The 18,068-nt window shown below is 51.0% G+C and carries 21 protein-coding genes; 12 read left to right on the forward strand and 9 right to left on the reverse strand.

The window, feature by feature from the left end; all coding sequences use genetic code 11:
- The first annotated feature begins 221 nt into the window (after positions 1–221).
- The 4 genes from ACOQPM_RS22710 (at position 222) to ACOQPM_RS22725 (ending at position 3,369) form a co-directional block, all read left to right on the forward strand.
- A complete protein-coding gene (locus ACOQPM_RS22710; protein ID WP_420630674.1) occupies positions 222–944 on the forward strand; it encodes a response regulator transcription factor in 723 nt (240 codons plus the stop codon).
- Positions 945–949: 5 nt separating this feature from the next.
- On the forward strand, positions 950–2,218 hold the full coding sequence (locus ACOQPM_RS22715) for a sensor histidine kinase (protein WP_420630675.1): 1,269 nt from the start codon (positions 950–952) through the stop codon (positions 2,216–2,218).
- A 44-nt stretch (positions 2,219–2,262) separates the two neighbouring features.
- The gene (locus tag ACOQPM_RS22720) at positions 2,263–2,526 is read left to right on the forward strand and encodes a hypothetical protein (RefSeq protein ID WP_420630676.1); all 264 of its coding nucleotides are present in this window, start codon (positions 2,263–2,265) and stop codon (positions 2,524–2,526) included.
- A 159-nt stretch (positions 2,527–2,685) separates the two neighbouring features.
- Positions 2,686–3,369, forward strand: coding sequence for a Crp/Fnr family transcriptional regulator (locus ACOQPM_RS22725; protein WP_420630677.1), 684 nt, complete (start codon positions 2,686–2,688; stop codon positions 3,367–3,369).
- A 4-nt stretch (positions 3,370–3,373) separates the two neighbouring features.
- Here the strand turns inward: ACOQPM_RS22725 and ACOQPM_RS22730 are convergent, their stop codons facing one another.
- Positions 3,374–3,916 carry a PH domain-containing protein gene (locus ACOQPM_RS22730; RefSeq protein ID WP_420630678.1) on the reverse strand — a complete coding sequence of 181 codons (543 nt, stop codon included), beginning with the start codon at positions 3,914–3,916 and terminating at the stop codon, positions 3,374–3,376.
- A 163-nt stretch (positions 3,917–4,079) separates the two neighbouring features.
- Here ACOQPM_RS22730 and ACOQPM_RS22735 point away from each other — a divergent pair, with 163 nt between their 5' ends.
- The gene (locus tag ACOQPM_RS22735) at positions 4,080–4,421 is read left to right on the forward strand and encodes an FmdB family zinc ribbon protein (RefSeq protein WP_420630679.1); all 342 of its coding nucleotides are present in this window, start codon (positions 4,080–4,082) and stop codon (positions 4,419–4,421) included.
- Between the two features lie 53 nt (positions 4,422–4,474).
- On the opposite strand, the gene ACOQPM_RS22740 is transcribed toward ACOQPM_RS22735, so the two are convergent.
- Positions 4,475–4,777, reverse strand: a complete 303-nt coding sequence (locus tag ACOQPM_RS22740; protein ID WP_420630680.1) for a hypothetical protein — start codon at positions 4,775–4,777, stop codon at positions 4,475–4,477.
- A gap of 9 nt (positions 4,778–4,786) precedes the next feature.
- Positions 4,787–5,416, reverse strand: coding sequence for an MBL fold metallo-hydrolase (locus tag ACOQPM_RS22745; protein ID WP_420630681.1), 630 nt, complete (start codon positions 5,414–5,416; stop codon positions 4,787–4,789).
- Positions 5,417–5,471: 55 nt separating this feature from the next.
- On the opposite strand from ACOQPM_RS22745, the gene ACOQPM_RS22750 reads away from it, so the two are divergent.
- The 6 genes from ACOQPM_RS22750 to ACOQPM_RS22775 all read left to right on the forward strand — a co-directional run bounded on the left by ACOQPM_RS22750 (position 5,472) and on the right by ACOQPM_RS22775 (position 9,952).
- Positions 5,472–6,248 (forward strand): hypothetical protein, encoded by a 777-nt coding sequence (locus ACOQPM_RS22750; protein WP_420630682.1) that lies wholly within the window; start codon positions 5,472–5,474, stop codon positions 6,246–6,248.
- A gap of 62 nt (positions 6,249–6,310) precedes the next feature.
- Positions 6,311–7,159 (forward strand): MerR family transcriptional regulator, encoded by an 849-nt coding sequence (locus tag ACOQPM_RS22755; RefSeq protein ID WP_420630683.1) that lies wholly within the window; start codon positions 6,311–6,313, stop codon positions 7,157–7,159.
- 68 nt (positions 7,160–7,227) lie between these two features.
- The gene (locus ACOQPM_RS22760; protein ID WP_420630684.1) at positions 7,228–7,848 is read left to right on the forward strand and encodes an SRPBCC family protein; all 621 of its coding nucleotides are present in this window, start codon (positions 7,228–7,230) and stop codon (positions 7,846–7,848) included.
- Between the two features lie 100 nt (positions 7,849–7,948).
- Positions 7,949–8,341: a DUF4345 family protein gene (locus ACOQPM_RS22765; RefSeq protein WP_420630685.1), complete on the forward strand. Its 393-nt coding sequence runs from the start codon at positions 7,949–7,951 to the stop codon at positions 8,339–8,341.
- A gap of 166 nt (positions 8,342–8,507) precedes the next feature.
- Positions 8,508–9,368 carry a MerR family transcriptional regulator gene (locus ACOQPM_RS22770; RefSeq protein ID WP_420630686.1) on the forward strand — a complete coding sequence of 287 codons (861 nt, stop codon included), beginning with the start codon at positions 8,508–8,510 and terminating at the stop codon, positions 9,366–9,368.
- A 185-nt stretch (positions 9,369–9,553) separates the two neighbouring features.
- Positions 9,554–9,952, forward strand: coding sequence for a hypothetical protein (locus tag ACOQPM_RS22775; protein ID WP_420630687.1), 399 nt, complete (start codon positions 9,554–9,556; stop codon positions 9,950–9,952).
- Positions 9,953–10,028: 76 nt separating this feature from the next.
- On the opposite strand, the gene ACOQPM_RS22780 is transcribed toward ACOQPM_RS22775, so the two are convergent.
- From ACOQPM_RS22780 to ACOQPM_RS22805, 6 genes are all read right to left on the reverse strand, one after another.
- Complete coding sequence (locus ACOQPM_RS22780) at positions 10,029–11,054, reverse strand: deoxynucleoside kinase (RefSeq protein ID WP_420630688.1); 1,026 nt, start codon at positions 11,052–11,054, stop codon at positions 10,029–10,031.
- Positions 11,044–11,835 carry a nucleotidyltransferase family protein gene (locus ACOQPM_RS22785; RefSeq protein WP_420630689.1) on the reverse strand — a complete coding sequence of 264 codons (792 nt, stop codon included), beginning with the start codon at positions 11,833–11,835 and terminating at the stop codon, positions 11,044–11,046. The genes ACOQPM_RS22780 and ACOQPM_RS22785 overlap by 11 nt, the downstream gene beginning before the upstream one ends.
- Positions 11,836–11,929: 94 nt before the next feature.
- On the reverse strand, positions 11,930–12,838 hold the full coding sequence (locus ACOQPM_RS22790; RefSeq protein ID WP_420630690.1) for a quinate 5-dehydrogenase: 909 nt from the start codon (positions 12,836–12,838) through the stop codon (positions 11,930–11,932).
- A 123-nt stretch (positions 12,839–12,961) separates the two neighbouring features.
- On the reverse strand, positions 12,962–14,551 hold the full coding sequence (locus tag ACOQPM_RS22795; RefSeq protein ID WP_420630691.1) for a S8 family serine peptidase: 1,590 nt from the start codon (positions 14,549–14,551) through the stop codon (positions 12,962–12,964).
- Between the two features lie 30 nt (positions 14,552–14,581).
- A complete protein-coding gene (locus ACOQPM_RS22800) occupies positions 14,582–15,436 on the reverse strand; it encodes an NAD+ synthase (protein WP_420630692.1) in 855 nt (284 codons plus the stop codon).
- A 175-nt stretch (positions 15,437–15,611) separates the two neighbouring features.
- Complete coding sequence (locus ACOQPM_RS22805) at positions 15,612–16,316, reverse strand: SDR family oxidoreductase (protein WP_420630693.1); 705 nt, start codon at positions 16,314–16,316, stop codon at positions 15,612–15,614.
- 353 nt (positions 16,317–16,669) lie between these two features.
- On the opposite strand from ACOQPM_RS22805, the gene ACOQPM_RS22810 reads away from it, so the two are divergent.
- A complete protein-coding gene (locus ACOQPM_RS22810; RefSeq protein WP_420630694.1) occupies positions 16,670–18,067 on the forward strand; it encodes a BCD family MFS transporter in 1,398 nt (465 codons plus the stop codon).
- Position 18,068 lies beyond the last annotated feature (1 nt).

Genomic DNA, 18,068 nt, shown 5'->3' on the forward strand with positions numbered 1-18,068 from the left:
TCCTCGCCGCAAAATCATACTCTCAGGGTTATTTTGTTCGACTGAGTCAAGTTGGCAAGCAATCATCCAGTCGGCATAATATCTAAACTGTAGAATAACAGATCGGTTCGACAAATGCGCGCCTGGTTTCTTACAAAAGCATTAACCGCTCATGCCCTCAGTGGCCTGTAAGAGTGTCGTAATAAATTTGGGTTAAAAAATTAGGTAGGAGTACATACATAATGACGCTTAATCAATCATTTAGCGACTATGGCGATATTTTGGTGGTGGATGATGAAGCTTCCGTTGTGGAAGTGGTGGCTCTCTACCTGAAGCGAGAAGGGTTTACGGTGCGCGTGGCGCGAGACGGCCGTTCCGCCCTAAACGCCATTCGTGACCAACTGCCTGCTTTGGTGGTGTTAGACCTGATGTTGCCAGAAATTGACGGCCTGGAAATTGTGCGCCGTTTGCGAGACGATGCGGGCTCTGACGTGCCCGTCATTATGCTAACTGCCCGGCGGCAAGAAACCGACCGTATTTACGGCCTGGAACTGGGTGCTGATGATTACGTGACCAAACCGTTTTCCCCGGCAGAGCTTGTTTCTCGTGTGAAGGCCGTCTTGCGGCGGACGCGGGGTAGCAACGGGAATGAGAAGGGAGAACGGCCGTTGCAGTACAACCAGCTCTCTATTGACCCCAAAACGCGCATTGTCACCGTGCGCGGCGAGACCATTGATCTCACCGCTACCGAGTTTAATCTGCTCTGGTTTATGGTTAGCCATCCCCGCCAAGTGTTTAAGCGCGACCAGCTACTTGAAAACGTGTGGGGATTTTCGGAGTACGTTGATCCCAGCACAGTTACCGTTCACATTCGCCGCTTACGCGAAAAAATTGAAGTCGATCCCAGCGATCCATCTCACCTACTCACGGTTTGGGGCGTTGGCTATAAATTTGATCCCGGATAAATCAGATGGTAAACAGCATTCCCCAAAATAATTACGCCGATGCCCTCAGCCGCGCTCCCTGGCGCATTTTTGCAGTGGGCATTGTGGCGGCACTGGCGGTGGTGGCCATCCTCATGGCGGCGCTCATGCAGGCTCCTGTGCAGGAAATTACTACCCTCATGTATTGGTTGAGCATCTCTTCCCTCATTTCGCTGGCGCTTGGGTACATTTTGTACCGGCGTGGGTTGGCGCGGTCTCCTTCATTGAGTCTGACACTGGTGCTAACGTATGGCTGGGCTGGTTTGCTGACGCTGGCCAACGTCTGGCTCATGTCTGAGCAAATGTTTTTTAGCAAAGATCATGATCTAATTTTAAGCGGCATTTTGCTGCTGTTTGCGGCGATTATTGCCACCACCTTTGGCATTTTTGTGGCCGCCAGCGTCACGGATGGCTTGCGCCAGCTGGCACGCACCGCACAGCAAATTGCCGAGGGCAATCTGAAAGCGCGGGTCTCCATTTCCGGGCGGGATGAGGTGGCGATGGTTGGCAGCACCTTCAACGAGATGGCAGCCCAACTTCAGCAGACGGCGCAGGAGCGAGAAGAGCTAGAGCAAATGCGTAAAGACCTCATCGCCTGGACGTCGCACGATTTACGCACGCCGCTCACCAGCATTCGCGCCATGATCGAGGCACTGCACGACGGCGTGGTGGATGATCCAGAAACGGTGACGCGCTACTACAAAACGATTCGCAGCGACATTATTGCGTTGAACGACATCATTGATGATCTGTTTGAGCTGGCACAGCTAGATGCAGGCGGTTTAAGTATGCAGATGGCCGATCATGCGCTGGGTGATTTGGTGTCTGACACATTGGAGATGTTCCAGGCACTAGCGCTGGAACATGAGGTGACACTGCGCGGTACGGTTGCCCCGGACTTAGGCTTGGTGCGGATGTGTGCGCCTAAAATTGGTCGGGTCATTGCCAATTTGGTGAACAATGCGCTGCGCTACACGCCTGCCGGTGGGACGGTAGTGGTTACGGCCGTGCGCCAAAAAAGTGAAGTCATCGTCACCGTACAAGATTCTGGCTCTGGCTTTGCCAAACAAGATTTGGAGCGCGTGTTTGAGCAATTTTACCGTGGCGAACAGGCGCGAAGCCGGGCGGAGGGCATCGGGGCGGGCCTGGGTTTGGCCATTGCGAAGGGAATTGTGACAGCCCACAACGGCCGTATCTGGGCAGAAAATGCACCTGAGGGCGGGGCTATCGTAGGGTTTAGCTTGCCAGATGTGTAACTGGGGTTACGTAAACGGCCGTTTGCCCATGTTACGATGCCTGCATGGCACACACACTCACCGTTTACATCTCTGATGATTGCTGGTCTTGTGAAGAGACGCAGCGCATTTTGGCAGACGTCATGCCTCATTTTCCAGACCTGCTGCTGCGCTGTGTAGACACCCAGGAGGAGCCAATGCCAGATGGCGTTTTCGCCGTTCCCACATACCTTCTTGATGGGAAGGTAATCTCGTTAGGGAACCCAACTAGAGAATCATTGCGGCGGCGGTTGGCGGCTTTGTTTGTGGTAAACGGTGAGATGGGGTAAGAACGGCCGTTTCCAAACCATCAACCAAAATAAAAGAAAACATAAGCAAAAGGCGTAACTATCAGGTGACAGTCACCTCGATCAGAAGTTTGCTACATCGAGGCCGTTTTTAGGTGACTGTCACCTCTGGGACTGAACGCTTATCAAAAGGTCAAAAAGATGCCCCAACTAAACAGTGCAAAGGTAGATTATCTTTCCAACATTCAGGTATTTCGTGACTTAACCCCCAACGAGCTAGCACAAATGGATCGGCAAGTAACCATGTCCACCTGCAAGCCCGGCAAGATTTTTTACATGCCAGAAGACAGTGGCGAAGTGCTATTTTTGCTCAAAAAGGGGCGCGTGCAGCTTTACCGCATTGCGCCGAATGGCAAGAAATTGGTTGTCGCCACGCTTGGCCCTGGCGCAATCTTTGGCGAAATGTCATTGGTGGGGCAGGGGATGCACAATACCTTTGCTGAATCGGTTGATGAGTGCGTACTGTGCGTGATGAGCCGCTCAGACGTAGAGCGGCTGGTGCAAGAAAAGCCGGAGGTGGCGTTTCGCTTTGTAGAAGCGTTGGGGAATCGTCTAACGCAACTGGAAGCACATCTTGAAGATATTGCATTCAAAAGCATTCCCACACGGCTGGCAGCGTTGTTGCTCAAGCTGCAGGAAGAACAAGGCGGGCGGCAAACTGTCACCGGCTACACCCACCAGGATTTAAGCGAGATGCTTGGCACTTACCGCGAAACCGTTACCCAGACCTTAAACGACCTCAAAGCCGACGGACTTATCAGCATTGCCCGCAAGCAGGTAGTGCTGAAGGATATGCCCCGCCTGCGGCAGCTTGCCGACGCTTAACCGTCTACATCTCTTCCCGGTAGCTAAAGTTGTGCCGCTTGCGGGCATTGAGTACGGCGCGGCGCAGGATTTCATAAACGCCGCTGGGGTTTTGCACGTTTCGTAGCACAATTTCGGGGTGGCTGGGGTCGTGGCTGCGAATGGTGATGTCGCCAATTTTCAGCATACGCTCGCCAAAGGTTTGGCTGTGGTCAATGTCCTGCACGCGAATGAGCTCCACATTTTCGTGTGTTTTGCCCAGCAAACCAGAGGTAATTTTGATGCGTTCGTTGGTGACGGTGTAGTAAAACACAAGTGAGAGCAACGGCCGTCCTTGCCAAAGTATCTCCTCACCAAATTCGTCATCATCCTCATCGGCCTGTTGTGGGGACATTTTTAGATTGGACACATCCAGCTCACTATCAATTTCTAGCAGAGCAGATTCTGTGACTAGCTCTACGAACGAATTCAATGTTTCTTTATCGAGAGCCGACAGGTCTAATTCGGTCTGAGCCACAGCTTGCCACACACGGGCTTTAATACGGGCTTGTGCTTCTTTTATTGTCATGGGAGTCTCCCTTAAAATTGGGTGATTGTGCTAATAAAAAATTAACAAAATGGTTGTAGCATAGTCGCCGTCTGGTTGTCAAATGAGAGAACGGCCGTTAAAATAAAAAGTCGCCCGGATTTTGACAAATTAAGAAAAAATTAGCTTGCTGGAAGAAAGAAAAATGCCAACTTATACGTACCGATGCAATCATTGTGAATACCAATTTGATATTAAGCAGCGCATGTCTGATGATCCTTTGGCAGACTGCCCGAAATGTGAAACGGACAGTTCCCTACGCAAAGTGATGAATTCTGTGGGGATTGTGTTTAAGGGGAGCGGCTTTTACGTGACCGATAGTCGGGGCAAGAAGAGTTCTGCTAAGCCATCGGCCAATGGCGCAACAAGCGAAAATGGTAGCACCGCGCCAGCAGACAAAAAAGCGAAAGAGGGTAGCGACAGCAAAGCCAGCGATACGGCCGCTACTACCGAGAGTAAAAAGAAAAGTGAGAAAACGGCCGTTTAGTCAACAAAAAAAGCCCGCTCTCATCGGCGGGCTTTTTGTTTGCCAAAATTGCGTTAGACTTGAAAGCCAGCAGTCGCAGATATTACTTTCTGACTGAAATTTTCTACAAAGCCTTGCAGCTTGTCACTGAGCTGGTTCCAGCCAGGACTTGCTAACGCTGTCTGCATCTTTTCTGTGGAGCTGGCAATACCGGTGGCTAATTTTTGCTCACAATCGCCATATTGTGTATACCAGACCTGTATATCATCAATGCCCAATTTATTGAGTCCTGGGATAAATTCATGAACCAGAAATTCAAAATATTCAGACTCGGTTTCAGGACGCACATCCCAGCGCATTAAAATTTTTGCACCCATGCTCCCTCCCTATATTTTTGGCTTCAGGATGACAGTTTCTGTTTCTTCTGGCAAATTTGAGAGCGAAATCTTCAAACTATCTTCTTCAGTGGGGTCAGTAACACCCATTTCTTTTAGAAACCGGTCAATTTCTTCCAGCTCCAGCTTGAGACCAGGCAGTTTGTAGTGCATAGGTATCACAATGTTTGGTTCTAGCATCGAGACGAGCTCTGACGCTTGGGCAGCATTGAGACTATTGCCACCCCCTACAGGCAGCAGCAAAACGCTCACCTCTTCCAAAGCTTCGATTTCTGTCTGGGAGGGAACTCTGTCCAAATCGCCCAGATGAGCCACTTTGAGGCCAGCATAATCGAAGAGAAAGATGACGTTGCTGTTGGCGTGGGCAGCGCTTTTGGTGATGATGCCAGTGATGAACACATTGCCAATTTCATATTCGCCAGGCCCGTTCAGCTTATGTTGCGTCCCGCTAACGGCCGCACCATAATTATGCCCTTGTGCATCATGGCTCACCGTTACAACATCTGCCTTCAGCTTTAGGCCGGGCAGCCCCAATTTGCCATTGTACGGGTCTGTGACCACCGAGGCGTGTTTGCGTTCAGTTAAGCGAAAACAGCTTAATCCATACCAGGTAATTTCCATAAAAAATAATCTCCTTGCAAGCTGCAATTATACCTGATTATTACCCAACCGGATAATGCGACAACCTGAATTTATGTGCCAATTTCGTGTTTTAGAGATGAATGGAGGAACGGTGCGGGGGGAACGGCCGTTTGCCACCACACTGCTTCAATTTCATTTGCCAATTACCCAGGCTGGCTATGCCAATGCCCAGATTGACGACTGTGTTGGCCGCCGCAAGGCATACCCGTGGCGACCAGGAACGCAGCTAACCTTGCGTGCCCGCTTCTCGCATGAGGCAAACGAATTGGTGGGAACGGCCGGATTTGGTTTCTGGAACGCGCCGTTTGGCGACCCGACGGTGCCCTGGCCTATGTTGCCGCAAGCCACTTGGTTCTTCTTTGGCTCGCCGCCCAACGATTTGCCGCTGGCGCAATCTGAGCCAGGGCGAGGCTGGTTTGCCGCCACGCTGGATGCCACAACCTGGCGAGCTATCAGCCTGATTCCTCTGGCTCCCCCAGTTCTGCTGCTCAACCAATTTTCCAGCCTGCGCCGCAAAATCTGGCCATGGGTGCAAAAAAAGCTGCAAATTTCTTTTCAGCCCATCGCCGAACCGATGACAGAGTGGCGAGATTATCAGTTGAATTGGAGAAAAATTGGCTGTGACTTTTTGGTAAACGGCCGTCTCATCCACCAAACGCCATTTAGTCCGCGTGGGCCACTGGGGTTCGTTTGCTGGATGGATAATCAATATATGGTGGCGACGGCAAACGGCCGTTTCCGTTGGGGAACTTTGCCAATTGAAACAAGCCAATGGCTAGAGGTAGAGAATTTGAAAATCGAGCAATTTTGAAATTGGCTCTTGACTCTCCAGCCACGGGAGACTTTATACTCAATCGCAATGAGGTGAAAGCAATGTTTAGAATTGGTGAATTTAGCAGAATTGCCCAAACAACCGTTAAACAACTCCGTTATTACGATGAGATAGGGTTATTTCAACCAGAACATATCGATCGGTTTACTGGCTACCGCTACTATCGCGCAGCCCAATTGCCTGACCTGAATCGCATTCTTGCCATGAAGGATTTAGGGCTCACGCTGGAGCAAATTAAGCGGCTGGTTGCTGACGATGTTTCGGCCGATGAAATTCGCGGCATGTTGTCACTCAAAAAGGCGCAGGTCGAGCAGGAACTGCATCAACAGATTGAACGCCTGCATCATATCGAGGCCAGGCTGCGCCAGGTTGAGCAAGAAGGTGAAATGGCTGTAGATGATATTGTGCTAAAGGAGTTGCCGCCACAACCTTTTTTTAGCTTTCGGGAAACATTGCCGCATATTCGCAAGTCGCAACTATATCTCAAGGAGATGAAAAAACTGCTGCCAAGTCGTCTTCCCAAAAAAGCGTTAAGTCACTTCGCAGCCGTTTATCATTCTCAAGCGTTTGAGCTAGAAAGCGTTGATATTGAGATTGGTTTTCTGCTCAACGAGGGTGTGGATGAAGCCGTTCAGTTACGCAGCGGGCCTGAACTGACCATGAATATTTTGCCCCGTGTGGAAACGGCCGCTTGTGCCGTCCGCGTTGGTACATTGCCAGACGGGTACGAGAGTTACGCCAATATGGGGCGCTGGATGGAAGCCAATGGCTATGAAATGGCAGGCAATGTGCGAGAAGTATTTATTGTGCCGCCAAACCCGGAGCGGGTTGAAGAAACCGTGTGTGAAATTCAGCTGCCGGTTACTTTGATGGAACGGCCGTTGACATAAAGTCCAACTAATTTCAATAAATTAAATACGCTCTTTACAAACATCAATTCAGTTTGGAGGGGCTCGCTATGCTTGATGCAGCCTTGCCCGGGTTAGGCAACCAAGCAAATCACAAGAAGATTCTTAAATTATGCAAAACCGCCTTGGTGCGATTTGCTCAAGTAAAAGCGGGAGAGGTGACTCTTCTTATTTTCAAGAATTTCCCCGCTTTTACACGAATAAGGAAGAAAATCATGCAAATTACAAGAGCAACAACCGTAAATGTTTCAGCCGACAAAGTTTGGAAAATTCTCGGCACCGATTTCAACAACATCAGCGAATGGGCAAGCGTTGTGCTGGATTCAGAGGCGATTCCCGATATGCCTACAGGCAGCGGACGCATATGCAACGTCAAAGGCATCGGCAACACGTTGGAGAAGCTCACGTCTTTCGATGATGATCAACGTAAGTTTTCGTTCACCTTTGAAAATTCAAAGATTCCATTTTTCGTGAGAAAGATTGAAAACACCTGGAGCGTTACCCCAAAGGGGTCTGACCAGGCAACGGTTCAGGTGAATGCAGACGTCAATTTGATGCCTGTCTTTAGGCAATTGATGGGCGGCATGATGAGTAGACAACTTGGCAAAGGTGCTGAAAGTTTGCTTGGTGAATTGAAACATTTTGCCGAGAACGATAAGCCAAAAGCGTAATGTGCGAAAGGTTTATGCTGAGACGGGAAAGGTTGTTGCGTGCACGGCCGTTTCAGTTCAAACAAGCTCATATAACAAAACAAATTAAGGAGAAAAAATCATGAGAAATGCAGCACGAGGTTTAGCCGGGCTAGTTGCCCTCCTGTTCTTAATTTTTGGTGTTCGGTACATGTTTTTGCCCGCTGGTTTAATGGAAAGTGGCGGGCTCGAGGCAGTTAGCTCATTGGGTCTAGCAAATGTGCGTGCCTTAATTGGGGGCGCGTTTCTAACCTTTGGCATCCTGCTCATCATGCACACCGTTATCAGCCAGCAAACTGGCGCACTGCGCTTCACCATCCTGTTTTTGCTTCTGTCCATTGTTGGCCGAATTGTCAGCCTCATCGCCGATGGTTCCAACGGCGGAGTCGTGCGTAACATGATTCCCGCAATTATCCTGTTTGTTGTTAGCATTGCCTCGCTGATGATGTTCCTAAGAAGCGAAACCAGCGAATAAGTTCCTGCGTTTTTAGAAAATGCAAATAGGGGGTCTACTGTTCTGGGTTCCCATTGGCGCTAGCTTACGGTTTTTATCTTCTCAGGAAGCATAAATTAGGATGGATATTGAGTATTGACTCTCTGGCTACCAGAGACTTTATAATTGAGCGTAATGAGGTGAAGATATGTTTAGAATTGGCGAATTCAGCAGAATTGCCCAAACGACTATCATACAGTTACGGCATTACGATCAAATAGGTTTATTTCAGCCCGAATATATCGATCAATTTACAGGCTACCGCTATTATCGTGCAACTCAGCTACCCGATCTCAACCGCATTTTGGCAATGAAAGATTTAGGGTTGACATTAGAGCAGATAAAACAACTGGTTCAGGAAAAGGTATCGGTTGATGAACTTCGTGGTATGTTGACCTTAAAGAAGGCGCAGGTGGAGCAAGAGTTAAGCGAGACGGTTGCAACCCTGCGTCTTATTGACGCCCGACTGAGTCAGATTGAGCGGGAAGGGGGCATGTCCCACGATGATGTTGTAATCAAAGAGATTCCGGCGCAACCTTTTTTTGGATTTCGAGCAGTTCTGCCTGATACGCGCAAAGTTGGGAAGATTACTGGCGAAATGAGGAGGCTCTTGCCAAGCCGTGTTTCAAAAAAGAAGCTGGGGTATTTTACGGCCGTTTTCCATGCAAATGCCTTTCTTTACGAAAATGTTGATGTAGAAATGGGTTTTTTGCTCAACGATGCCTTGGATATGACATTGCCATTGAGCAGCGGTTATGAGCTCATTCCGCGAATATTGCCCCGCGTTGAGATGGCTGCCTGTGTCGTGCGCGTAGGTGGTCCAGATAAAGCAGTTGCCAGTTACGCCAATGTGGGGCGGTGGATCGAAGCAAACGGTTACCACATGGGAAATCCGGTACGAGAAATGTTTATCGTCCCACCATCACCGGGTAAGTTTGAAGAAACAGTTTGTGAAATCCAGATACCTGTATCCTTTGAGCCAGGTATCTTAGACAAAATCACAAATTAATTCACACGCTACAAAGTCATAGAATCAAATAACACAGCGCAAATATAAATTTGTACAGAGCCCAATTCGCTTTGGAGGTTGAGCCTATGCTAAATCCAATAGCTTAAAACTGAGTCCAGGTAAAGAGTGTCAGTGGAATTTGGCTTCCCTGATAAAAATTTATAGAAGAATTGAAGGAGATAAAAATGAGAATTAAAGTACCTACATTTGTTATAGTTATTACGTTCTTAACCGGATTAATTGCCACAGTGCTTGGCTTATGGGCTTGGTTTTCCCCCGACTCGTTTTCTGCCCCCTCCGGCGTTGGCGCGCCCACACACTCGATTTTGTCTTGGGGGGCACGTGAGCTAGCAATGGCTTTGTCCTCGTGGATTGCCATCTTTATGATTAAGGATGCCCGTGCTTATGCGGTTGCTTTAGGCAGCGCGCTGTTGCGTGAATCGTTGGACTTTATAGATGCCTTCCGCATTGCAGACACGCCAGCCCGCCTATTTATTATTGTGGGCGTATCTGTCATTTTGCACGCTATTGCCCTCTTCCTGACGTTTAGAGCCATTCAACAACATAAAACAGAAAACCCATAATTTACCTCATCTAGAGTGAAAATTTGGCAACCAAAGCCCTCGGCCTCATTTTGAGGCTGAGCGTTTTGCCGAGCCCTCATCCCCGAACAGGTAATGTCCGCTCTTTCGGCCAGCTACGGCCGATATTCTTCTGCATCTTTTCCAGGTAGGCTTTTTCCAGATCGATGCCAGTGTAGTTAGCCAGCTTGAGGGTGTAGGCCAGCAAGTCGGCCAGCTCGTTGCGAAGCTTGGCGCGGTGGCTCTCGATGGCAAGCTGATGGGCTTCTTTGGCAGAACGGCCGTCTGCCACCAAACGCTTGCCATCCCCCCAAATTTTCACCAACTCTTTGGCAATCTCCCCCATCTCCTCCGTGAGCAGGATGTAGTTGAAGAAGAGATCGGGATCGAAGCCTTTGCGGCTGTCTAGCTGGCGGTGGAAGGTTTGGAAGTCGGGTAGACGGCCGTTTTGCAGCAACGTAAGCGGCATGTCGGCAGGTGGGCGGCTGGGGGCTTGCTCCGCCAACGTTTTTTCGATGAGATCAGCCACATGGTCGAGGTCGTCCAGGTTGGAGAGGTAATCTAGGCTGTTGACGTTGATGGTGAGGACGGCCGTATCTTGCACATTGCTCAACCAGGCTTCGTACGCCGCCGCCAGTTGGCTAATATAGTTTGGATCCATGTCCCGTTCATACGGCCGATCCCGCAGGGCAATGCGCCGCATAATCACGTCGTGGTCAGCTTGCAGGTAAACAATGAGGTCTGGTTTTGGGATTTTTTCACCGAGGGCGGCATGGACACGGCCGTACATCGCCAGCTCGTCATCCTTCAAATTGAGCCAGGCAAACAGCTCATCTTTAGCAAAAGTATAATCAGAAAACAACATCCCCTTTTGCAACGCTTGTGGCACGGCCTCGTGCTGTTGGTGGTAGCGACTGAGTAAGAAAAATAGCTGCGTTTGGAACGCTAAACTATCCCGATCCTGGTAAAAACCCGCCAAAAACGGATTCTCTTCAAACACTTCCAGCAAAACGCTGGCATTTTCAAACTTACTTTGCAGCAGGCGGGTCAGTGTGGTTTTACCCACGCCAATGACCCCTTCAATAGCAACAAATTTATGATTCATAGATTTCTCTTGATTTAATATCGGCTCGTAGCAGTTCAACTTGGGCTGGTTTGTCGGCGTCCATGGCAATTTCGGCGTGTGGATTAAGCATTACCCGACACGGCCGTCCCGTAATGCGGAAAGCGGCATCCTCAATATCGGCAAAGCTGAGTTGGCTCAGCAAAAATTTGAATAAAAAGCGGAAGCCCACCACGCGGGCAAGCTGCCAGGCGTGCTTGCGGGCATTGGTCAACGCTTCCCAAACGTCTCGGTTGGTGTCTGATAGATCGGCCTGGATGAGTGTTAAGTCGCCGCCAGCTATCAACCCATCCTTTAGCTTGACATAAGTGCGGTTGGAATTGGGGAAGCGGGCTTCCAGCGTTGGTTTATCTACAAAGTTATACACCATGCCCTTGTCGTAAGGGGCACAGTTTTCAATGAAATCATCCACAATTTCTGGGGTGAGGGTGGGGATGTCGGCAGAGCTAACCATCACCAGATTGGTTTCTGGGTAGAGTTCACGCATTTTGGCAATGCCCCCCAGTGCGTTTTTGAGCATACTGCCGTAATCTGGCGTGTGGTTGACAGGGCGTTGAAAAGTCATACCCAGATCATCCCCCAGCCCGACGACAACAACCTCGCCGATGCTTTGGGAGCTTTGCAGGGCATCCACGACGCGCTCTAGCATGGTACGGCCGTTCATATCCAACAGCGCCTTGCTTTTGCCTTGTGTCATTTCATACAGTGGGTCGTCTGGCTCTGGTAATCCCCCGGCCAGCACGACGCAGTTAATGGTTGTCACTCGGTTATTGTCTCCTCTAGAAATTAGCCACGGATTTCGCGGATTATATGGATTATTTTTAATCTGCGAAATCTGTGTAATCTGTGGATTTTATTTACTCGATTGCATCCAGACTGTGGACGGTTGGTTTTAGATTAAGTTCGGCCAGCATTTCGTTCAGTTCAGCGTTGGTGAGGGGGCGATTTTTGCCAGCAACGGCCGTTAATGCTGCTTCCATCATGTTGGTGCCAAAGGAACGGCCGTCCAGAACAGGCGTCGTCGTTAAAACATGGGTCACCCCCCGCTGCTTAAACATTTGCATATCCTTCGGCGTGGTTGTATTGGTTACAATCACCTTGCCGCTTAAATTTTCCGGCATATGTTGCTTGATGTAATGACAATCCCCTCCAATGACGGTTGCCCATTCATACCATTTGGTGAATTTGGGAATAATCTGGTCTTGCTTGTCGCCCGTAGGGTAAAGTACGCTGATGGGCAGCTTGGTGGCGGGGGCTGCCAGTAGCTTGGCTACCCGCTGGAAAGTGCTAAATTTACGAATGGCAACAGGAATACCCAGGGCAAACATCAAATCGCCATAGGCAATTTCGTAGCCTTGCTGCACAAACGATCTGGTCATGCCGTAGCGGTCAATGGCGGCCGTGAGCAGCGCGCGCCCTTGCGCGTAGCCAGCGCCCAGCTTAGCCACGAGCGTTTGGGCGGCATGGGCTTCCAGCGTGTTTTTAAGGCCGCTGCCGTCTACAATGGGCGTTTGCTTCACGCCCTGAATCAATTTGTGGGCAGCGGAGATGTTCCACGTTTTTTCCTCCATCTTGATCCATAAATCAATGCCGCCGACACCCAGGCAATCGACCTGTCCATCCAGCTCGGTAAAAAGGGCGGTGGCTTTGGCGATGTCGCCATCGGTGCCGCGCCGCTCTACGCTGACGCGCTGGCCGAGTAGCTCAATTTCTACCTTTTTGTCTCGTTCGGAACTGCCTAAACTGACACTGACGGCCCGTTTCATTATTTCCCTTCCATAAAGATAAGGGCGAGGCAATCGAATGGGAGGGTGTTTGCTTTGGGCAGGTTAGGGTCGATTGCCTCGCCCCTACCGCAAATTTTTTCTTCCCGACGAGATTTTACCGGATTATTCGTTGGCGGAAAATGGCAGGTACGTTTTGTGGATGAATTGTTGAAGGATGGGGGCGAGGGCGTCGATACGGCCGTAGCCATACACATGATTCGGCACATCAGTTGGCCCATCGCCACCACAGCCTTGTGAGCTTGTTAGGGGAACGGCCGTACCCCGCAAAATTGCTTCAATCCCGTCCACATCCCCTGCTAAACTGGGATTGGCCGAGATGAGCAAGGCCACCAGCCCTGCCACGTGCGGCGCAGCCATGCTCGTACCGGAATTGAGCCCGTAACTGCCAAGTTCGACACGGATTGTAGAGCTTATACTCAATCCTGGAGCAACGATGTCTGGTTTTAACCCTCCATCGAAGTCAGACGGGCCTCGACTGCTAAAGCTGGCGATGTTGTCTCCACTATCCGTTGCCCCCACGGTAAACGAGGCTGGGTAAGTCGCTGCCGGATCGTCCACCGTGCCGCAGCCAGGGCCACTGTTACCCGCAGAATGCACCGTGACGATGCCTGCCGCCCGGACGTTATTGACCACGCTTTCCAAAGTAGCTGCCGAACAGCCTTCGCTGGATGGGCAGCCCCACGAATTGTTAATGACGTGCGGTGCCATGGCCGGATCACCGTCTGTCATGGGGTCGCCGCCGATGGGGTAAGGTGCCACAAACCATTCATAGCATTCTGTGTAGCTGGCAGGTGTGCCGTTGCCGATTTCCATGTTGCGGCAGCCGATCCATTTTGCGCCGGGAGCTACACCGATGGCGTTAACGGCATCATTTGGCCAGCCCTCTGCAGTCGATGCCAAATCGTTGCCGACCATTGTGCCCATCGTGTGTGTGCCGTGGCTGCTGCCAAAATCGTCGCACGGCTCTGGTGAATCAACACCGCAAATATTAGCAAAATTCAGTGTGTGGATGGCGTCGTGCCAGTTGTAATCGTGGTTGGCGGTGTTGCCGTCCCAGCCGCGATATTGGTTGATGAGCGCGGGATGATCCCAATCATAGCCCGTATCTTGCCCGCCGATAACCACACCTTGCCCGGTAAAACCCGCACTCCAGGCCAAATCGGCTCCGATGTGGCTGATGTTCCATTCAACAGCATTCGTAGCCGTTGTGTTAAAGCCAAACTCATTTTCCGGCGGCAAAACATCCAGCGCCACCTGGGGGTTGGCGTACAGCATGGCCACGTCGCTGCGCTGGGCAATGGTGGTAAGGATTTCAGGGTTGCTGCGTACCCAGACCATATTTGTAATCCAAAACGGCCGTACATCATCCACCCCCAATTCATCCAGCTGCGCTAAAAGAGGGGCTTGCGTTTGTTGGGCAACGGCCGTTAGCTGCTCATACACAAACGTCCCTTTAGCCAGCTTCCCTTCAAGCTCCGCCACCGCCGATAAATCTGCCTGCACGGCCATCTGCACCAAAAACTCAACCTCAGTAGCCTCGTTTTCAGCTATGCCCGATTGGGACTCTGCAAGCAAAAAAGGATCGATTTTCCCCCAAAAATCTGGCTCGGCTCCTGCTTGCCCAACAAAAAACGCCAAAAATATTGCCCCAAAGACAATTTTCAGCCCCCGCACAACCCAATCAGTAACCATTAAAAATTCACCATTTACCATTTACAATTATCACGTTCCCCAATCCCGCAAATACCGAAAATCGTGCGTAATGGAGCGGTCGCTGATTTTGGGGATGATGGGCATAGTGCGTTTGTATTGGCTTCGCTGCACCATCTTTAGCACGCGCTGCACAAACGGCCGTTCAAATCCCGCTGCCACCGCTTCATCTTCTGAATATCGCTCATCGAGCATCAGGTAGAGGAGTTGGTCTACCGTTTTATAGCTGAAGCCAAAATCATCCTCATCCGTTTGGCCGGGGATGAGATCGGCGGAGGGGGCTTTGTCAATAATCACGTCTGGCACCCTCAGGGCGCGGGAAAGCTGCCGCACCTGCGTCTTGTACAGATCGCCAATCGGGTTCACGGCGGAGGCCAAATCGCCATAAATAGTGCCGTAGCCCAGCATCAGCTCCGTTTTGTTGCTGGTGCCGATGACCAACGCGCTTTCCCGCTGGGAGCGGTCAAAAATGACCGTCATACGGGCGCGAGCCATCACGTTCCCCTTGCGGTGGGCATTCATCGCTGGCGAGGCGTCGGCCAACGCTTCTACCATGCCGGTAATCTCCACCGTCTCGCTGCGGATGCCCAGTGCTTCGATCACCAAATCTGCGTGAGCCAAACTTTCTGCGGAGGATGCTTGGTGCGGCAGACGCAAGGCTAGCACGTTTTCTGGCCCCAATGCTTTTGCCACCAAGTAGCAGGAAAGTGCCGAATCAATGCCGCCAGACAGCCCCAACACTGCCTTTTGGAAGCCCGTCTTGCCGATTTCGTTTTCCAAAAATTTCACCAGCACCAGCTCGGCCACTTTAGTATCAATTTGTAGTTTTCTGAGGAATTGGTTGGTTACGGCCGTTTCTACCATCATTTTTTCCTAAATTTGCCACAGAGGATACAGAGAGTTATGAGGCGTTCTCTAAAATCTCTGCAACCAGACTACAAAAGTCTTGGGCCTAATGGTGTTAATTCTAGAGAATATAAGACTTTTGTAGTCTTCACTGCGAATTTCTCTTATCCCTCTGTGGTCTCTGTGGCCAAAAAATCTAAACCGATCGGGTGATGCCACCGTCTACGCGGATGTTTTGGCCGATGATGTAGCCAGCCCCTTCGGAGAGCAAAAAGCGCACCGTTTGGCCAATCTCCGCCACTTTGCCATAGCGGCCCAGCGGAATGCGCTGGGTGATTGTCTCACTCTCTGGGTAGCTGTCTATAAAGCCAGGCAGCACGTTGTTCATGCGGATGCCCTGGCTAGCATACTGGTCGGCGTACAGCTTGGTGAAGCTGGCTAAGGCCGCCCTCAGGGAAGCGCTCACTGGAAAGCTGGCGCTTGGCTCAAAAGTGGCAAAGGTGGAGATGTTGACGATAGCACCACCGCCTTGCTCAATCATAATCGGTGTCACCAAGCGCGCCATGCGTACCACGTTGAGCATCACCATCTCTAGCCCGGCGTGCCAATCCGCATCCGGGATTTCTAGCAGCTTGCCTTTGGGTGGGTGGCCTGTGTTGTTGACAACGGCATCTATACGGCCGTATCGCTCCATCGCTCCTTCCACCAACGCTTGCAGATCAGCCGGGTTGGTTACTGAGCCACGCATGCCAAAGCCACCAAGCTCTTCAGCTAGCGTCTCTGCGCCCCCTGAGTGGGAAAGCAAAGCGAGATTGTAGCCTGCCTCAGCTAGGGCACGGGCAATGGCGGCTCCCATGCCTTTGCCAGCGGCGGTAATGATGGCTGTTTTGTGTGTGGTCATCTGTAGCTCCTGTGAAAATTATGAGAAATCTGGAAAGTGACTAAATTCGAGGTGACAGTCACTTCGAGCGGGGCAATATCCAGGCAAAACAAAAAAGTGACTGTCACCTGTGCCCCGGGGATAATCACTCCCAAAATCTGTAAATTCAAATTGTGACACAATTGCCTAAATCTGCAATCTAGAAATTTCTGTAAATCGTAAGCGTTGAGCCCTAGAGGTGACAGTCACCTAAAAAGGGTCTCATTGTAGCAAACCTCTCTAATCAAGGTGACTGTCACCTGAATCGTTACTGTAAATCTGTGCAAATCTATAGAATTATTGCCAAAATTATGCAGTTTGCTATAGTTTTTTGCATGTCTAAGCCAAACCAGCTTACCTTTAGCATTTGGCGGCTGCTCCGCCTGAGCAGCTTCCAAATCGGCTCCGCTATGGGAGACATCCTCGTTACCAGCATTTGGAACCGAATGATGATCTCGCAATTTGGCATTCCGGCAACGCCGGTGAGCCTGCTGATTGCGCTACGCTACTTGCTGTCGCCGTTGAGTTTGTGGGCGGGGTATCGGTCTGATACACGGCCGTTTCTCGGCATGAGGCGTACATCTTACATTTGGCTGGGGCGAGGGCTGATGGTGCTCTCGTTGCCGCTGCTGGGCTGGAGCTTGATGCGCTTTGCGGCCGTTCACGAGCTAGGCAGCAATTTTGATTGGCTGGGCTGGGTGCTGGCCAGCTGTTCGTCGCTGCTGTATGGCGTTGGTACGCTCATTTCTGGCAGTCCGTATCTGGCGCTAGTGCGCGACTCCGCGCCGAAGGCTCGCCAGGGTCTGGCCATCAGCACCGCAGAAACCATCCTCATCATCTTTTTTGCCATTGTGGGCATTACCTTCAGCGAATGGATGAAAACATATGATCCCCTGATTTTTTGGGAGATGATTCTGGCAACGATGATCATCGGCGGCTTCTTTTGGGTTTTTTCCATTTGGGGCGTTGAAAAGTCGCTTCGCCGCCAAAAAGGAATCAGTCTGGCAGAGGAGTTGGCGGCTGTTGAACGGCGGCGGAACCAAAGCAGCCTCCGAGCAACTATTGGGCGGATTTGGCAGGATAAGCGCACCCGCCGCTTTTTCTTCTTCTTGTCGCTGGCGACCTTTGCAGCTTGGGCGCAGGATGCTATTTTAGAGCCGTTTGGCGCAGAACTGTTCGATTTACCCCTGTCGCGGACGACGCGGTTCAACAGCTACTGGCAGTCGGCAACGGTGCTAACGTTGGTTGGGGGCGCGTATTTGTGGCGCAAACGGCCGCCTGAACAGCAGCGTCGCATTGCTAGCGGCGGCTTGGTGACAATGGGCGTGGGGATGGTTTTGTTGGCGGGCACGGCCGTTTTCCAGCAAGTGCGGCTCATCGAAATCTCCCTGTTCATTTTTGGGGCGGGCTTTGGCGTCTATACCTTTGGCGGTCTCAGCCTCATGGCGGTCATGTCTTCAGACAAAGAAGCCGGGGCCTATTTGGGTTTGTGGACTATCTCAGTGGTGGTGTTCAAGGGATTAGGGACGTTTGCAGGCGGTGCGCTGCGTGACTTCTTTTTGCTCGGCTTGGGTCTTGGAGAGGGTTTGGGCTACGGGCTGATCTTTTTGCTGGAGGGGGTGGGATTGCTGACGGCCGTCTTCATCCTGACCCGCGTGGATGTGCTGGGCTTTGCCCGCGACATGGGCCGCATTCTCAACCGCACCGACGCGCAGATTGCCAGCGCCGATTAGC

Origin of the sequence: Candidatus Leptofilum sp., from assembly GCF_965223525.1 — a bacterium.
In the GTDB taxonomy this organism is placed as follows: domain Bacteria; phylum Chloroflexota; class Anaerolineae; order Promineifilales; family Promineifilaceae; genus Leptofilum.